The organism is Cupriavidus sp. C2SS-8b (assembly GCF_057073745.1).
The window spans coordinates 779,650-796,359 of sequence record NZ_CP172717.1 but is presented as its reverse complement, the minus strand read 5'-3'; the positions used below and the strand labels follow the sequence as shown (position 1 = coordinate 796,359).

Genomic DNA, 16,710 nt, shown 5'->3' with positions numbered 1-16,710 from the left:
GAGAGAGCCATGCGGGAAGCCGATCGCAAGCGCGTCCTCGTCACCGGCGGTGCGGGGTTCCTCGGTTCACACTTGTGCGAACGCCTGGTGGAACTCGGCCACGATGTACTTTGCGTTGATAACTTCTACACGGGCAGCAAGGAGAATATCGCCCACCTGCTCCCTCTCTACAATTTCGAGCTGCTGCGCCACGATGTGACGTTCCCGCTCTATGTCGAGGTCGACCAGATCTACAACCTCGCCTGCCCCGCGTCGCCGGTCCACTACCAGAGCGATCCGGTGCAGACCACCAAGACCAGCGTGCACGGCGCAATCAACATGCTGGGGCTGGCCAAGCGCGTCAAGGCGCGCATTCTCCAGGCCTCCACCAGCGAGGTCTATGGCGACCCCGACAACCACCCCCAGCAGGAAAGCTACTGGGGGCACGTCAACCCGGTCGGGCGGCGCGCCTGCTACGACGAAGGCAAGCGCTGCGCGGAAACGCTGTTCATGGACTATCACCGCCAGCACGGCGTGGACGTGCGCATCGCGCGCATCTTCAACACCTATGGCCCGCGCATGCATCCGGCCGACGGCCGCGTGGTGTCGAACTTCATCTCGCAGGCACTGAACGGCGAGCCGCTCACGTTGTACGGCGACGGCTCGCAGACGCGCTCGTTCTGCTATGTCGACGACCTCGTCGACGGACTGGTCCGATTAATGGAATCCGACGCCGCGGCTACGCCCGTGAATCTCGGCAACCCGTGCGAAAGCACGATGCGCGAGATCGCCAGCGAGATCCTGCAGGCCACGGGCTCCGGCTCGGCCATCGAGAACCGTCCCTTGCCGGAAGACGATCCGCGGCAACGCTGCCCCGATATCACGCTCGCGCGCACGCTGCTGCAATGGAACCCGGCGACTCCTCTTTCCCAGGGCCTGCGGCTGACCGTTGCCTATTTCGTCTCGCGGCTGGCCGGGCGCGTCCGGCGGCAGAAGCTGGCCGGGCAGCCGTCAGCGCCATCGAAACCCGCCGAGCCCGCGCGGCACCAACCCGCTTCGGACGTGTCCTGACGCGATGGCGACCTTCCATGCCCCGGAGCGGATGACGATCCTCTCCCCCCACCTGGACGACGCCGTCTTCAGCTGCGGATGCCTGATCGCGGCCGGCAACAATCCGAGCGTGCTGACCGTGTTCGCCGGGCTGCCGTCCGCGCAGATCCCGTTGCCGGAATGGGACCGCGCGGCCGGCTTCGCCAGTGCGCGCGAAGCCGTGCTGTCGCGCCGCCATGAAGACGCGCGCGCGCTCGGCCAGCTGGGCGGCCACCCGCTCTGGCTGGACCTGCTCGACAGCCAGTACCGGCACACCTATACGATCGAATCCATCGCGGCCCGCATCGTCGAGTGCCAGGTGCTGCGCGAAAGCCGTACCGTGATCGCGCCGATGGGCCTGTTCCACAGCGACCATATCCTCACACATGCCGCCAGCCTGCTGCTGTGCCGGCCGGCCCTGGTGTCCGTGGGCGGCGATGACGAAGACCGCGCCGCCCTCGGTCACCAGGGCCCGCAATGGCTGTTCTATGAGGACGCGATCTACCGGCGACTGCCCGGCCTGGTGCAGAGCCAGCTTGCCGCGTGGCAGCGCGCGGGACTGCTCGCGACACCGGTGTCTTTCGCCACGGCGCCGTTCCTGCCGCGCAAGATGGAGGCCGTCAAGGCCTACGCCAGCCAGCTTCCGCTGTTCAGCGAAGCGCAGATCGCCGATATCGGCGCGCCCGAGCGCTACTGGTCGCTGACCGTCGCGGAACGGAGCCCGTCATGACCGCCCCTTGCATCAGCGTGGTCGTGCTGACCCACAACCGCCGCGATACGCTCGCGCACACGCTGCGCCAGCTCACCGCGCTACCGGAGCGGCCGCGCGTCGCGGTGGTGGACAACGGCTCGACCGACGGGACCTGCGCCATGCTGGCGCGGCAGTTTCCGGAAGTGGCCTGCCTGTCCTGCAGCACCAACCTGGGTGCCGCGGGCCGCAACCTCGGCGCCCAGTGGGCGTCCACGCCGTACGTGGCCTTCTGCGACGACGATTGCTGGTGGCAGGCCGGCGCGCTGGCCCGCGCCTGCGCAATGTTCGACAAGAATCCCGAGATTGGCGCGCTGACCGCCCGCATCCTGGTCGGCGAGAGCGAGCGCGAGGACCCGACCAGTACCGCGATGTCGCACAGCCCCCTGCCCTCCGCCGGCCTGCCCGGACGCATGATCCTGGGCGTGATGGCCGGGGCCACCGCCTTCCGTACGGGCGCCTTCCTGGAGGCCGGCGGCTACGATTCGCGCCTCTTCATCGGCGGCGAGGAAACGCTGCTCTCGCTGCGCCTCGCCGCGCTGGGGTGGGCGCTGGTCTACGCGCCCGAACTGGTGGTGCACCACCATCCCAGCGCCGCGCGCGACGCGCAGCGGCGCCGCGCCATGCTGGCGCGCAATGCGGTGTGGTCGGCCTGGCTGTGCCTGCCCGCGCCAATGGCCGTGGCGGAAACGCTCGGTGTCCTGCCGCAGCTGGCCACGCAGCTGGAGCCCAGCGACTGGGGCGATCTCCTGCGCGGCATGCGCTGGGTGCTGCAGGAACGCGAGGTCGTGCCGCGCCACATCGCCGCGGCGCTGCGGCTGGTGCGCGCCGCGGCGCGCTGAGCTTCGCAGCGCCGCTATTCTTCGTTCACATCCGACCCTGGCGCCCTGTGCGCCTGGATCGCCGCAATCAGTTCGGCCATGCGGACCGGCTTCGGCAAGTGCACCTGAAATCCGGCCATCATCGCGCGGATACGGTCCTGCGGCTGCGCATGCCCCGACAGCGCGATGGCGGTCAGCCGGTGCAGCAGGGGCACTTCGCGCCGGCTTTCGAGCCGCCGCACCGCGCGCAGGACCGTATAGCCGTCTTCTTCATCGAGCGCGATATCGCACAGCAGCACATTGGGCCAGTCGGCAGGCGGCGTGCCGGCGAGATCCTGCAGCAGATCCCTGCCGTGCCCGTAGGCCAGCGCGCGTGCGCCGAGATCTTCGAGCGCTTCGACCAGGATCTCGCGCGTGGTCGCATCGTCGTCAAGTACCAGGATGCACAGGTCGCGCAGCGAATGCGGGCCGGGCGCCGGGAACTCGTCGGGCACCGGCAAGGCTGGGGCGACCGCTTCGCGGACCGGCCGCATCGGCATGCGGAAGCACCAGGTCTGTCGGGCCGCGTCGGCCGTGAGCCGCACGCCCGCGTCGGCAAGCCGCACCTGCAGCCGCTGCACGTCGGCCGGCGGCACGCGCCGCCCCTCGGCGGGCTGGGTCGCGGCGAGCGTCAGGCCGGCATCGCCGTCCAGCCGTTCGAGCCGGAGTTCGAGCCGTCCGCCTGGGTCCATGGTATCGATCACGCTTCCGCACAGCTGCCAGATGGCCTGCTGCAGCACGCCGGGGTCGCCGGTCACGCGCAGTTCCGCGTCGTTCACGATCGTAAACAGGTGGATGTTGCGTTCCGCGATGATGTCGCGCAGGCCGTCCACCACCCCGGCCACCAGCGTATCGAGCCGGATCGGCTGCATCGCGAGCCGCTCTTCCGTGCGTTCCAGTTCGCGTTGCTGCTGCTGCAGGCGCCACATCTGCGCATAGACGCCGCCGCGCGCGAGCAGCGCCTCGTGCGTGCCGGCTTCCACGACGCGGCCGTGTTCCATGACGAGGATGTGGTTGGCCTCGGCAATGGTCGACAGCCGGTGGGCAATGATGAACGCGGTGCGCCCCCGGGCCACGGCGGTCAGCTCCTGCTGGATCGCCCGCTCGGTGCGCGTATCGAGCGCGGACGTCGCTTCGTCGAAGACGATGATCGGCGGCTTCTTCAGCATGGCGCGGGCAATCGCCACGCGCTGGCGCTCGCCGCCCGAGAGCCGCACGCCGCGTTCGCCGACCATGGTGTCGTAGCCATCGGGCAGGCGGTCGACCAGGGTGTCGAGCTGCGCGGCGCGCGCGGCGTCCACCACGTCGGCGCGGGTCGCGCCTTCCCGGCCGTAGGCAATGTTGTAGGCGATGGTGTCGTTGAACAGGATGGTGTCCTGCGGCACGATGCCGACCACCTCGCGCAGGCTGCGCTGCGTGACCAGCCTCAAGTCCTGCCCGTCGATCAAAATGCGGCCCGAATCGGGCTGGTAGAGCCGGAACAGCAGCCGCGCCAGCGTCGACTTGCCTGATCCGCTGCCGCCGACCACGGCCACGGTCTGACCGGCGCGCACATGAAAGCTGACATCCCAGAGCGTATGCCGGCTCGGGTCATAGCTGAAATTGACGTTCTCGAACACGATCGTGCCCTGGCTGACCTGCAGTGCCGAAGCGCCCGGTGCATCGGTGTCCTCGCCGGCGCGGCCCTTGGCGTCGAGCAGCGCGAACAGGCGCTCGACATTGGTCATGGCGTCGTTCGATTCGCGGAAGATGAAGCCGAGCGTATTGAGCGGCAGCACGACCTGGATGATGTACGCGTTGATCAGCACCAGGTCGCCGACGGTCAGCATGCCGTGCAGGACCTTGTCGACGCCCATCAGCATGACGCCGGCCACGCCGACCGCGATGCATGCGCTCTGCGCGATATGCAGGGTGGACAGCGCATACTGGTTCTCCACGCTGATGTCAACCCAGCGGCCCAGCAGCCGCCCCAGCCGCTCGGATTCGAACGACTCGCGCGCGAAGTACTTGACCGTGTCGTAGTTCAGCAGGCTGTCCACCACCTTGCTGTTGGTCTGCGCCTCAAGGCTGTTGACATGGCGCTGCACGCGCATGCGGCGGCGCGCGAGCAGCACCGTGCAACCCGCGTACAGCGCGAATACCACGACGATGATCCCGGCAAAGGCCGCCCCATAGCCGGCCACCATGATGATCAGCACCGAGCCGATCTCCAGCAGCGTAGGCACGATGGTGAATACCGACACGCCCAGCAGGAAGCCGATTGCCGCCGTGCCCTTCTCCAGGTCGCGGATCACGCCGCCGGTTTCGCGCCGCGCGTGGAACCGGGCGCCGAGCTTGTGCAGGTGCGCGAAGGTGCGGGCCATGAAGCTGGCCACCGTGTTCTGCGCGACATTGGCGAAGACCACGTCGCGCAGTTCGTTGAATGCGTTGCCAAGCAGGCGCAGCACGGCGTAGGCCAGCACCAGGTACGCCGGCATCGTCACCACGAGCCGTGCCACGGATGCGGGCTCCGCGCCCGTGCCCGCGTGCGCAAGCGTGCGCACCGGCGACAGCTCGTCGACGATCAGCTTGAGGACCAGCGGGACCGCGACCGTTGCCGCCTTCGCGAGCAGCAACAGGGCGATGGCCACGACCACGCGCGCGCGGAACTTCCAGATCGCGCGCCACAGCTCGCCCGCGATCCGGCGGCGCGAGACGCGAGGCGTGTTCGGCATTCCCGCCTGCCGGGTAGCGCGCCGGGGCGGCTCAGCGATCGGGTTCGGACGGGTTGGAGACCTCGGTCAGCGTGTCGCCGGCCTTGGCGATGTCGCCGGACTTGGTCGCGATATCGCCGAGCGATACGATGCCCACCAGCCGGTCGTCCTTGTCGATCACGGGCACCCGGCGGATCTGCCGTTCGGCCATCTTCGCGCGCGCGTCGTCGACCGTGTCGTCATCGCGGCACCATAGCGGGCCTTCCGACATCGCCTCGGCGATCCGTGTCTGCGGGTCCTTGCCCACGGCGATGCAGCGGCACGTGATATCGCGGTCGGTCACCATGCCACGCAGATGACCGTCGACGCACACGGGCAGCGTGCCGACATTGAGGTCATCCATGATCCGGGCCGCCTCCTGCAGCGTGCAGTCAGGCGTGACGTACTTCGGATCGGCGGTCATCACGTCGCGCAGCCGCAGCTGCAGCGTTTTCGAGGCAGGCGTGGAGGCATGCTGGGTTCGGGTGGCCATCAGTTTCTCCATGTGGTCGGTTCGCGTTCTTTTTCGTGGCGCAGGCAAGGGATCGCAACGACCATGCCTGTCGCTCGCGCCACGCACGGGCGGCGCGCGCGGCGCAAGTCGCGAGGGGATTTGCAGTCCGACATGGAAAGATTTACCGCCGGTGGGCAGCGCGGCAGCCCGGATTACCCCCGTACGCGATGCGCTTTCCCTGACCGGCCTTCGCCAGCAAGGCGGACCGCCTGGCGCAGGCTGGCCACGATGCGTGCGAACGCGGCCTCGCGTGCTTCCTCGCTGCGCTGGCGGAGGACGAACGACGGGTGGTACGTGACGACGACGAGGTGGCCGTCCTGCTCGACCGGCGTGTCCAGCAGTGCCGACAAGGCCACGCGCTTCTTGCCGAGCACGGCGCCGGTGGCGGTCGCGCCCAGCGCCACGATAACGGCGGGGCCGACCGCGTGGATCTCCTGCTCCAACCACATGCCGCACGCTTCGATCTCGAGCTGGCCCGGGGTCTTGTGCAGACGGCGCTTGCCGCGCAACTGGAACTTGAAGTGCTTGACGGCGTTGGTCAGGTAGACGTCCTCACGCTGAAGGCCGGCCTGCGCGAGCGCCTCGCCCAGCAGGCGGCCCGCTGGCCCGACGAAGGGCTCGCCCTGCAGGTCCTCCTCATTGCCGGGCTGTTCGCCGACGAGCATGAGGCGGGCGCTGGCTGGGCCCGCTCCTGGTACGCCCTGCGTGGCATCGTGCCAAAGCGGGCAGCGCCGGCAGGCATTGAGCTGCGGGCGCTCGGGAACGGAGTCGGTGGATTTTTCGGCGCGGCGGGGCATGAGTGCATACACTGGCGGCAGGCAGTCAGGGACGATTCAAGATGCATGCCGGATCGCGGCACGCGCCGCTGGCACGACAGCTGCAGGGTTCTGGGTTCTGGGTGCTGATGCCGATTGACAGGCTCCCGTCGATCGCGGGTACTATCCTCGGCTTCACCGTTGCCCACGCCATCAGAACTTGCCAGGGGAAATGCGGCCAGCCGCGCCGCGGTTCATTTCAGGGAGCCAGAATGCAAGCACTGAAGCAAGCACTGAAACCGCTGAAGCCGAAAGTCAGGGCCACCATCGTCTGCATCCGGCACGACTGCGTGCTGCTCGTTTCGAAGGACGGCGTGCGATGGGCACTGCCTGGCGGCCGGCCTGGCAAGGAGGAGTCGCCGGAGCAAACGGCACGGCGCGAGCTGCAGCAGGAAACGGCGCTGAAGACCAAGGCGCTGGTGGGGGTTTTCCAGTTCATCGGCGCGACCACGGTGCATCACGTGTTCACCGCCGACATTGATGCGTCGGCGCGGCCGAAGGCGGGGCATGAAATCAAGTCGCTGCAATGGCTGCCGCATGAGAAGCTTGGCGAAGTCGAAACCAGTGCGACGACGCGGCAGATTGTGTCGCAGTTTTTTCAGACTGAAATACGGTAGCAATGCACTTTGGGCGGCGAAACACCGTCGCAGGCGCGCGACAGTCGCTGGAATTGACGCCTTGTCTAGCCGCGGTTCGCGACTACACTCGTTGCTGGGGCGGGCAACGGGCACGCCCCAACCACTTCGAGCCCTCGACCACCCCGGCCGAGGGCTTTTTTATGGTTCTTCGAGGGATTGAGGGGGGCGGGGTGCCTGGGGCCTTGTCGCTCTTGGCAGGCGCGGCTGTTTCGCCGGCGTAGCCGGCGAGTCACTTTTTGTCCGAGCGACAAAAAGTAACCAAAAAACGCGTCGCTTGCCCTAACGGGCGAATATTGATCGTAGCGTGCGAGGAATTTCGTACGGGTATTCGCTTCAGAGACTGCCCGGCTGCCTGCCGCATGGAGCGCGTCCGTATGCAGGCTCTCCGGCAATGATTGAACCAGCCCCGAGCCTGTCCGTGGCTCGACACTGCCCGCGATATCGCATCATCGCCTTCGGCTGCTACGCGGCTCCCTAGTCGGCAGGCGGGACGACATCAACGGCGCAGATGCCTACTCGGCGCCATCTTCGCCCTGGTCACGATTGAACCCGCGAAATCGCCGTCATTCAATGCGAATTTCGCTCAATTTGTCGCAATTTTCGGGAACTGATTCGCGCTCCACTTGCCTTATCACAGCCGTCACGGCGCTCCACCGTGACGGATAACCCTTCTGCTTCGTGCCGGGCCGCGGCTCCGCACGTCCCTTGCCACCGCTCGGTGGCGCCCAGAACACCAAAACAAGAAAGGAAAAACAGGGATGGCACTGACTTCCAACAAGCTGCCGGCTTGGACCGTGTGGGCCCCGCTTGCGGCGGCGGCAATCCTCGCCGCCGGACTTGCGCTGCCCGGACAGGGCTGGCTGATCCTGCTCATGGCCCCCGCGCTCGCGGGCGCAGTGTTCGCTGCGGTGCACCACGCGGAGGTGGTTGCGCACCGCGTCGGCGAGCCGTTCGGCACGCTTGTCCTGGCCATCGCCGTGACAGTGATCGAAGTGGCGCTGATCGTCTCGGTGATGCTGTCGCCAGGACCGGAAAAAGCCGGCCTCGCGCGCGACACCGTGTTCGCCGCCGTCATGCTGATCTGCAACGGGATCGTGGGGCTATGCCTGTTCGTCGGCGGCCTGCACCATCGCGAGCAGGCGTTCCAGGCGCCGGGCGCCAATGCCGCCATGGCCGTACTGGCGGCGCTGCTCGTGCTGACCATGGTGCTACCCAACTACACCAGCAGTTCGCCGGGCCCGGTGTTGACGCCGGCGCAACTCGGCTTCGCCGGCGTGATGTCTCTCGTGCTGTACGGCTCGTTCGTGTTCGTGCAGACCGTGCGGCACCGCGACTATTTCCTGGCCGACGACAGTTCGGACGAGGACGTCCATGCGCCGCCGCCGCCGGGCCGCGTCGCCGCCACCAGTGGCCTGCTGCTCGTGGTCTGCCTGGTGCTTGTCGTCGGCCTGGCCAAGCTGCTGTCGCCATCGGTGGAGGCGGCCGTGCTGCACGCGGGCGCACCGGCGGCGGTGGTCGGCATCATTATCGCGGCCACGGTGCTGTTGCCCGAGGGCCTGGCCGCACTGCGCGCGGCACGCGCCGATCGCATCCAGACCAGCCTGAACCTCGCGCTCGGCTCGGCGCTGGCCAGCATCGGCCTGACCATTCCCTCAGTCGCCGCGGTCTTTATCTGGATCGGACAGCCGCTTGAACTGGGGCTGGGACCAAAGGAAACGGTGCTGCTGATGCTGACGCTGATCGTGTCGTCGCTGACGCTGGGCAGGGGCCGCACCACGATCCTGCAGGGTGTGGTGCACCTCGCCATCCTGGCCGCCTACCTGTTCCTGTCAGTGGTGCCCTGAGCGGGCCTTCAGGCGTTCTTGCGCCGGTAGTGCGCGAGCTTGTCTTCATCAAGCGCAAGGCCCAGCCCCGGGCCTTCCGGCAGATGGAGGCTGAAGTCGCGGTAGGTGGGCCGCTCGACCACGATGTCATCCTTCAGCAGCAGCGGGCCAAACAGCTCCGTGCCCCACGCCAGCTGCGGCAGCGTGCAGAAGCCATGCGCCGCGGCAATCGTGCCCACGCTGCCCTCGAGCATCGTGCCGCCATACAGCGCGATGCCCGCGGCATCGCCGACGGCGGCCGTGCGCAGCATGCCGAAGATGCCGCCCGACTTGGCGATCTTCAGCGCGAACACGTCGGCGCCGCCGATGCGCGCGAGTTCCATCGCATCCTCGGGCCCGCACACGGCTTCGTCGGCCATGATGGGCACCACGAAGCGCGCCGCCAGCCGCGCCAGCGCCGTGCGCTGCTCGCGCGGCGTGGGCTGCTCGATCAGGTCGATGCCCGCGGCTTCGAGCATGGCGATGCCGCCAGCGGCATCGGCCTCGTTCCAGGCCTGGTTGATGTCCACGGTCACACGCGCCCGGTCACCGAGCGCGCGCTTGATCGCCGACACGTGCGCCACGTCGTCGCGCACGCTGCGCCGGCCGATCTTGAGCTTGAAGGTGTTGTGACGGCGCTCGGCCAGCAGGCGCTCGGCTTCGTCGATGTCCTTCGCGGTATCGCCGCTGGCCAGCGTCCACAGCACCGGCAGCGTGGCGCGCACTGCGCCCCCAAGCAACGTGGCGAGTGGCACGCCCAGGCGCTTGCCCTGTGCATCGAGCAGCGCGGTTTCCAGCGCCGACTTGGCAAAGCGATTGCCCCGCGCGATCTTGTTCAGGCGGGCCATCGCCGCGTGCACGTTGGTGGCATCCTCACCCACCAGCGCAGGCGCCAGGTAAGTGTCGATGGCCAGCTTGATGCCTTCGGGACTCTCGTCGCCATACGACAAGCCGCCGATGGTGGTGGCCTCGCCGATGCCCTCGATGCCGTCGCTGCAGCGCAGCCGCACGATCACCAGCGTCTGCTGCTGCATGGTGGCCATGGCCAGTTGATGGGCCCGGATGGTGGGCAGGTCGACCAGGATGGCTTCGACCGAGGTAATCGTGGCTGTCATAGCTTCTCGATACAGTGGATGTATGGGTTGGACGACGTCATGAGCTGCGCTGCTGGACGCGCGCAACGATGGCCCGGTCATCCGTTGTGGCCTGGACCGCCTTGCCTTCGATGACCGACGCCGAGCGCTGGTGGTCGATCAGCAGGACAGCCAGCACGGCGATGACCGCAGGCACTGCCATCGCGGCGAAATTCTGCTGGAGCGGCAGGGACAGGCTGACCAGCACGCCGATGACGATGGGCGCGAGGATGGCGCCGCTGCGGCCGACACCGGAGGCCCAGCCAATGCCCGTGCCCCGCACCGTCGCCGGATAGAACTGCCCGGCATAGGCGTAGGTCACGATCTGCGTGCCGATGGTTGAGGCGCCGGCCAGCGCGACCACGAAGAACAAGGCCTCGGTCGGCATCCTGAAACCAAGCAGCGTGATGGAGACCGCAGCCAGCGCGTACATGCCCACCAGCACGTACTTGATATTGAACCTGTCCGCGAGCCAACCGCCACCGATGGCGCCGCCCATCGCGCCAAAGTTCAACACCAGCACGAAAGTCAATGCGGAGCCGAGGCTATAGCCTGCGCCCGCCATGAGCTTGGTGAGCCAGGAGCTCAAGGCATAGACCATGAACAGGCACATGAAGAAGGCAACCCACAGCATCACGGTGCTGAAGCCGCGCCCGTCACGGAACAGCATGCTGATGGGTGCGCTGGTCCCTTTCTCGGCCTGCGGCAAGTCGAACCGGTCCGAGGCCTGAGCGCGGTAGGCGGGGACCATCTTGACCAGGACGGCCTTCAGCGTGTCCAGGCGATTCCGCTGGATCAGGAACGGCAATGACTCCGGCATCAGCTTCAGCACGGCAGGGATGATGAGCACGGGCGCGCTGGCGGCCAGGAACACCGATTGCCAGCCGTACGTCTCGATCAGGGACTTGCCCATCAATGCGGCCAGCATCCCGCCCACGGAGTACCCGCTGAACATGAGCGTGACCATCGTGCCGCGGATCTTGCGCGGCGAAAACTCGGTCATCTGTGCGACGACGTTGGGCATCACGCCGCCGATGCCGAGTCCGGCAAAGAAGCGTGTCACGCTGAACGAGACCGGATCATGCGTCATGCCCGCCGCGGCCGTAAACACGCTGAACAGCGCGATGCAGATGGCAATGGCCTTGGGCCGGCCGATGCGGTCGGCGACGGTGCCCATGATTACCGCGCCGAACATCATGCCGAACAGGGCCGAACTGACCATGAAACCTGCACGGGTCGCGTCTACGCCCATGTCTTTCATGATCGAGGGCAGCGCAATGCCCACCACGGCAAGGTCGTAGCCGTCAAAGATGATGATGAGCGCGCACCAGAACAGCAGGCCCGCGTGGAATCTGTTGAAGCGCGCGTCGTCCGCCAGCTTGTGGACGTCAATGTGTCGCATGTTTTGTCTCCGTTGTCGTTTTTTGGATGGCCGCGGCGGCCAGGCTGAATGCAGCCGGCCGCGCCTGCTTCTTTTATGAGCTTTAGCCGTTGTCGCCGCCCGCAACCGGCAGCACCGCGCCTGTGATGTAGCCGGCTTCGTCCGAGGCAAGGAAGAGAATCGGCGCGATCTGTTCGTCCAGCGTGCCGTACCGTTTGAAAAAGGTCGACTCGGCAACCTGCTTCACCGCCTCGCTCATCCACGCTTTCTCCTGCTCGCTGTCTCCCGCCGCGTTGCGCGGCACGCGCCGTGGCGGCGCCTCGGTGCCACCGGGCGCTGCGGCGACCACGCGGATGTTGTGCTCGCCATATTCCATGGCCAGCGACTGGGTCATCGCGTTGACGCCGCCCTTGGCAGCCGAGTACGGAACGCGTCGGATGCCGCGCGTGGCATTCGAGGAGATATTCACGATGGTTCCGCCTCCCTGCGCCAGCATGTGCGGAAGGACCGCGTGGCAGGCGTACAGCGTAGGCATGAGCGAGCGGCGGATTTCCGCGTCGATCTGCGCCGGCTCGAACTCGGCATAGGGCCGCATCCGGATGGCCCCGCCCACGCCGTTGACCAGAATATCGATGCGGCCAAACTTCTCCACCGCCAAGGCCATCGTGGCGGCCGCGCCTTCATAGGTCTCCATGTCGGCAATGAAGCCGGCGGTGTCGGCCCCGACAGCTTCCGCAGCGACCTCGCGGACGAAGTCGGCGCGATCGACGAACAGGACGCTGGCACCTTCCGCCGCGGCGCGCAGCGCCACGCCACGGCCGATACCCTGCGCCGCGCCGGTGACGACCATCACCTTGCCTTCGAATCGGCGGGCGTTCATGCGGTCACCGCAACGGCGTTGGGCGTGAACTTCTCGTAGTGGAAGCTGTTGGGCTTCACGCCGTTGTCATCGAAATGCTTGCGCACGGCGTCGACCATCGGCGGCGGTCCGCACAGGTACACGTCGACATCCCCGTCGTTCAGGCATTCCGCCGGCATATGCTGGGTGACCCAGCCCTTGCGCGGATGGCTCGATTCCGCTTCGGCGACCACGGTGCTGAACGTGAAGTTCGGCAACTTCGCGACGTAGGCCTCGATCGCATCGACCTGGACCAGGTCGAGGTCTCGTGTCACGCCGTAGATCAGATGCACCTTCTGCTGCGAGTTCGCGCGCACCAGCACTTCCAGCATCGACAGGAACGGCGCGAGGCCCGTGCCGCCCGCCAGGAACAGCAGCGGACGCTCCACGGCCCGAAGGTAGAAGCTGCCCAGCGGGCCAGTCAGCTGCACCTTGTGTCCCGGCTGCGCCGATTCAAGCCAGGTGCTCATCACACCGCCGGCAATCTTCTTGATCAGGAAGCTGATCTTCGAGGCACCCGGCGCGGACGAGAACGAATACGAGCGGTGCGCCCCGCTACCGGGAACGTCGATGTTCACATACTGGCCGGCGAGGAAGACCGGAGGAATGCTGTCCACGTCCAGTTCAAGCACTACGGCCGCATCATTGTGCTGCTCGACCTTGGTGACCGTCGCGGCAAACTTGCTTTGTTCGGTCTTGCACACTGTGGACGACGCCGGCACGGCGATGACGCAATCGCTCTGCGGCACCATCTGGCACGTCAGCACGAGCCCGCTGGCTTTCTCGTCGTCGTTCAGCGCGTCCTCGATGTAGTCATCGCCGAGGTCGTAGCTGCCGCTCTCGGCGCGGCATTTACAGGTGCCGCAGACGCCGTCGGAGCAATCCATCGGCAGGTTGATCTTGGCGCGAAACGCGGCGTCGAGGACCTTCTCGCCGGCCTTGCATTCGACAAAGCGGGTGACGCCGTCTTCAAAATTCAGTGCGATGTTGTAGCTGGACATATTGCCTCCTGCGTCCGTTCTCATTCCGACCCGTAGCCTCAGACGTGGTAGACGTCGAGCACCTGGCGGATGTAGTCATTCTTGAGCGCGATCTTCTTGCTCGAAATCAGCAAGCGGTCGCCCACCCTCCGCAAGGTGAGATAGACCGTTCCGAAGTACTGGTCTGTCACCCTGTAGCGATGGCTCAGCGTGTTGAAGTTGTAGCGAATGTCGACTTCTTCCTCGCGCTGCGCCAGCACTTCGACATTGGTGACGTTGTGGCTGGTGCGCGGTTCCGGCATCGACGCGCTGCTGCGCTCTGTCCGGATGCGGAACACCCGGTCTTCCAGGCCGCCGCGGTCCGGGTAGTACATCAGTGAGATCTGGCTTTGCGGGTCCTGGGTAAGCTGGTCATCGTCGTCCCACGCCGGCATCCAGTAGGTGACGTCTTCCGCGTAGCAGGCCAGCCACTCGTCCCATTGGCGGTCATCGAGAAAGCGCGCTTCCTGATAGAGCGCCTGGCAGATGGTTTGGTAGTCGATGTTCATACCGCCGCCTCCGCCTGTTCCTTGCGCAGGGCTTCACGCATGACCTGCCTCCAGTATTCGTGTTGCACCACGAAGAGCCCTTCGTCTTCACTTCGCTCGCCCGAGATGAGCGGGTTCAAACCCATGCCTTTGGCGTTCTCGTCCGGTCCGTGGACCCACAGCGGTGCGCCACGCGACATGTCGTTCCACATCGTCGTGGTGTTGGCGTAGCCCGCCTGGCACGCGCGGAATTCTTCAAGGTCGTCGCTGGTGCCCATGCCCGAGACGTTGAAGAAATCTTCGTACTGGCGAATGCGGATGGCGCGGCTTTCGGCGCTTTCGCCCTTCGGGGCGAAGCAGAAGATGTTGACTTCAGTCTTGTCGACACTGATCGGGCGGACCACGCGGATCTGCGTGCTGAACTGGTCCATCAGGAACACGTTCGGATACAGGCACAGGTTGCGTGTCTGGTTCACGATGTAGTTCGCCTTGTCTTCGCCGACACGCGCGGCGATCTCGTCGCGATGCTGATAAACCGGGCGGACTTCAGGGTTCATCGTGTTGGTCCACAGCAGGATGTGGCCATGCTCGAAGCCATACACGCCGGCGATCGACTTGCTCCAGCCGTTGGCATCGACGGCCTTGGTGCCTTCGACCTTGCGGCGGCCCATGGTGGCGGCGTAGTTCCAGTGCACGGTGCTGACGTGATAGCCGTCGCAGCCATTTTCCATCTGCATCTTCCAGTTGCCGTCGTAGATGTAGGAAGAGTTGCCGCGCAGCACTTCGAGGCCTTCCGGTGCTTGCGAGACGATCTGGTCGATGATGACCTTCGTTTCGCCGAGGTAGTCCTCGAGCGGCATCACGTCTTCGCTCAGGCTGCCGAACAGGAAGCCGCGGTAGTTCTGGAAGCGCGCCACCTTCTTCAGGTCGTGCGAGCCCTGCTTGTTGAACTGCACCGGATATTCGGTGGTCTTCTCGTCCTTGACCTTCAGCAGCTTGCCGGCATTCGAGAACGTCCAGCCGTGGAACGGGCAAGTGAAGCTGCCCTTGTTGCCGTGCTTGCGACGGCACAGCATGGCGCCCTTGTGGGCGCAGGCATTGATCACCGCATGCAGTTCGCCGGTCTTGTCACGCGTGATGACGATCGGCTGGCGACCGATCCACGTGGTGTAGTAATCGTTGTTGTTGGGAACCTGGCTTTCATGCGCCAGGTAGACCCAGTTGCGCTCGAAGATGTGCTTCATCTCGAGTTCGTACAGATCGGCGTTGGTAAAGATGTCACGGCGGCAGCGGAAGACGCCATTTTCCTTGTCATCCTGGACGGCATTGCTCAGCAGATCGTCCAGTTGTCGTGCTTTGTCGAGTGTTGCGGACATGAGTCGTCTCCCTATGCAGGCTTCCCGGGGGAAGCCTGTGGCATCGGTTCAGATAGTTCGTGCGGAGAGTTGGGCGGCCTGCGAGAGAGGCCGCCGGGGCGAGGCTTACAGCGGCTTACGCCGTGGCGGCGACGCGCGGGCGATTCACAAGCTGGTTGTCCTTGCCCTGCACCAGCGGAGTCAACGCGATGTTGAACTCGATTTCCTTGTACGCGTCGGCCTTGAGGCCGAGCGCTGCGCCGCCGGTCTTTTCGACCACATGCGGCACCAGCTCTTCACGCGTGGCGTAGGCGAAGTCATCCCAGATCAGCGGGTCGCCTTCGATGTTGATCTGCGTCGTGAGCTTGCGGGTCTTGTCGCTCGTGACGAAGAAGTGCACGTGCGCCGGGCGGTTGCCGTGGCGGGCCATCGCGTCAAGCAGCTGTTGCGTGGCACCCTGCGGCGGGCAGCCGTAGCCGACGGGCATCAGCGTGCGGAATTCATACTTGCCGTCGGCCCCGGTCTTCACCGCGCCGCGCAGGTTGAAATCGTCTTGCGCGCCGGTCGGGTCGAAGTGCGAGTAGAAGCCCTTCGAATTGGCGTGCCAGCATTCGACCACCGCATCGGCCACGGGCTTGCCGTCCGGTCCGGTCACGGTGCCACGGATGACCAGCGGGCCCGCATCTTCGTCAGCATTGAGATCGATCCGGGAGACGCCGTCACGCACCGGTGCACCGGCCACATACAGCGGTCCTTCAATCGTGCGCGGCGTGCCGCCGTGGATATCGGCTTCGCGGTCCTGGGCATCCATGCGGATGTCGAGATACTTCTCCAGACCCAGACCAGCGGCCAGCAGGGCCGCCTCGCCATCCTGGCCGAGCTTGTTGAAGTAATTCACGCCGACCCACACTTCGTCGGGGGTCATGTCAAGGTCGTCGATGGCCTTGAACAGGTCGCTCAGCACACGATGCGTGATCTGCTTGGTACGAGCGTTGCCCTCGTTGCTGCCCAGATTGGCGGCGGCCTTCAACAGGTCCTGCACTTCCTTCGCGTCGAATACCTTGGCACTCATGTCTGCTCCTAGCTGTCTGTGTTTTTGCTGGGGTTAACCCTCATTTCAAGTCGGTCTTAATCTACCCAGAAGGTATAATTTGCCGCTGAAACTGAGCTTGAATGCAGAATAGAGTCGTAAAACGCGT

Annotated in this window: 15 protein-coding genes; 5 read left to right on the top strand and 10 right to left on the bottom strand. The window is 65.8% G+C overall.

Translation table 11 applies throughout. The features are described 5' to 3' along the window. Window positions 1-9 precede the first annotated feature (9 nt). The 3 genes from ACIGJB_RS20560 to ACIGJB_RS20550 are packed head-to-tail and all read left to right on the top strand — an operon-like array spanning window position 10 to window position 2,658. Window positions 10-1,050, top strand: a complete 1,041-nt coding sequence (locus ACIGJB_RS20560; RefSeq protein ID WP_483734137.1) for a UDP-glucuronic acid decarboxylase family protein — start codon at window positions 10-12, stop codon at window positions 1,048-1,050. Between the two features lie 31 nt (window positions 1,051-1,081). After that, window positions 1,082-1,798, top strand: a complete 717-nt coding sequence (locus ACIGJB_RS20555) for a PIG-L deacetylase family protein (RefSeq protein ID WP_483734136.1) — start codon at window positions 1,082-1,084, stop codon at window positions 1,796-1,798. Next, window positions 1,795-2,658: a glycosyltransferase family 2 protein gene (locus ACIGJB_RS20550; protein ID WP_483734135.1), complete on the top strand. Its 864-nt coding sequence runs from the start codon at window positions 1,795-1,797 to the stop codon at window positions 2,656-2,658. Before ACIGJB_RS20555 ends, ACIGJB_RS20550 begins: the two co-directional genes overlap by 4 nt. Window positions 2,659-2,672: 14 nt before the next feature. Here the strand turns inward: ACIGJB_RS20550 and ACIGJB_RS20545 are convergent, their stop codons facing one another. From ACIGJB_RS20545 to ACIGJB_RS20535, 3 genes are all read right to left on the bottom strand, one after another. Further along, window positions 2,673-5,390, bottom strand: coding sequence for an ATP-binding cassette domain-containing protein (locus tag ACIGJB_RS20545; protein WP_483734134.1), 2,718 nt, complete (start codon window positions 5,388-5,390; stop codon window positions 2,673-2,675). Between the two features lie 31 nt (window positions 5,391-5,421). Then, window positions 5,422-5,901: a CBS domain-containing protein gene (locus ACIGJB_RS20540; protein ID WP_483734133.1), complete on the bottom strand. Its 480-nt coding sequence runs from the start codon at window positions 5,899-5,901 to the stop codon at window positions 5,422-5,424. Window positions 5,902-6,074: 173 nt separating this feature from the next. Continuing rightward, entirely contained in the window at window positions 6,075-6,719 is a 645-nt protein-coding gene (locus ACIGJB_RS20535; protein ID WP_483734737.1) for a UdgX family uracil-DNA binding protein, read from the bottom strand. Between the two features lie 230 nt (window positions 6,720-6,949). On the opposite strand from ACIGJB_RS20535, the gene ACIGJB_RS20530 reads away from it, so the two are divergent. Both ACIGJB_RS20530 and ACIGJB_RS20525 read left to right on the top strand, forming a co-directional pair. After that, window positions 6,950-7,354: an NUDIX domain-containing protein gene (locus ACIGJB_RS20530; protein ID WP_483734132.1), complete on the top strand. Its 405-nt coding sequence runs from the start codon at window positions 6,950-6,952 to the stop codon at window positions 7,352-7,354. Between the two features lie 779 nt (window positions 7,355-8,133). After that, entirely contained in the window at window positions 8,134-9,219 is a 1,086-nt protein-coding gene (locus ACIGJB_RS20525) for a calcium:cation antiporter (protein ID WP_483734131.1), read from the top strand. Between the two features lie 8 nt (window positions 9,220-9,227). Here ACIGJB_RS20525 and ACIGJB_RS20520 read toward each other — a convergent pair whose 3' ends face one another. The 7 genes from ACIGJB_RS20520 to catA form a co-directional block, all read right to left on the bottom strand. After that, window positions 9,228-10,352 carry a muconate/chloromuconate family cycloisomerase gene (locus ACIGJB_RS20520; RefSeq protein WP_483734130.1) on the bottom strand — a complete coding sequence of 375 codons (1,125 nt, stop codon included), beginning with the start codon at window positions 10,350-10,352 and terminating at the stop codon, window positions 9,228-9,230. A gap of 37 nt (window positions 10,353-10,389) precedes the next feature. Continuing rightward, window positions 10,390-11,772 (bottom strand): MFS transporter, encoded by a 1,383-nt coding sequence (locus ACIGJB_RS20515; protein ID WP_483734129.1) that lies wholly within the window; start codon window positions 11,770-11,772, stop codon window positions 10,390-10,392. Window positions 11,773-11,854: 82 nt separating this feature from the next. After that, complete coding sequence (benD, locus tag ACIGJB_RS20510; RefSeq protein WP_483734128.1) at window positions 11,855-12,631, bottom strand: benzoate diol dehydrogenase BenD; 777 nt, start codon at window positions 12,629-12,631, stop codon at window positions 11,855-11,857. Then, window positions 12,628-13,650, bottom strand: a complete 1,023-nt coding sequence (gene benC, locus ACIGJB_RS20505; RefSeq protein WP_483734127.1) for a benzoate 1,2-dioxygenase electron transfer component BenC — start codon at window positions 13,648-13,650, stop codon at window positions 12,628-12,630. The genes benD and benC overlap by 4 nt, the downstream gene beginning before the upstream one ends. 38 nt (window positions 13,651-13,688) lie before the next feature. Then, a complete protein-coding gene (benB, locus tag ACIGJB_RS20500; protein ID WP_483734126.1) occupies window positions 13,689-14,177 on the bottom strand; it encodes a benzoate 1,2-dioxygenase small subunit in 489 nt (162 codons plus the stop codon). After that, window positions 14,174-15,532, bottom strand: coding sequence for a Rieske 2Fe-2S domain-containing protein (locus ACIGJB_RS20495; RefSeq protein WP_483734125.1), 1,359 nt, complete (start codon window positions 15,530-15,532; stop codon window positions 14,174-14,176). Before ACIGJB_RS20495 ends, benB begins: the two co-directional genes overlap by 4 nt. Before the next feature lie 115 nt (window positions 15,533-15,647). Next, window positions 15,648-16,583: a catechol 1,2-dioxygenase gene (gene catA, locus ACIGJB_RS20490; protein ID WP_483734124.1), complete on the bottom strand. Its 936-nt coding sequence runs from the start codon at window positions 16,581-16,583 to the stop codon at window positions 15,648-15,650. Window positions 16,584-16,710: the final 127 nt, after the last annotated feature.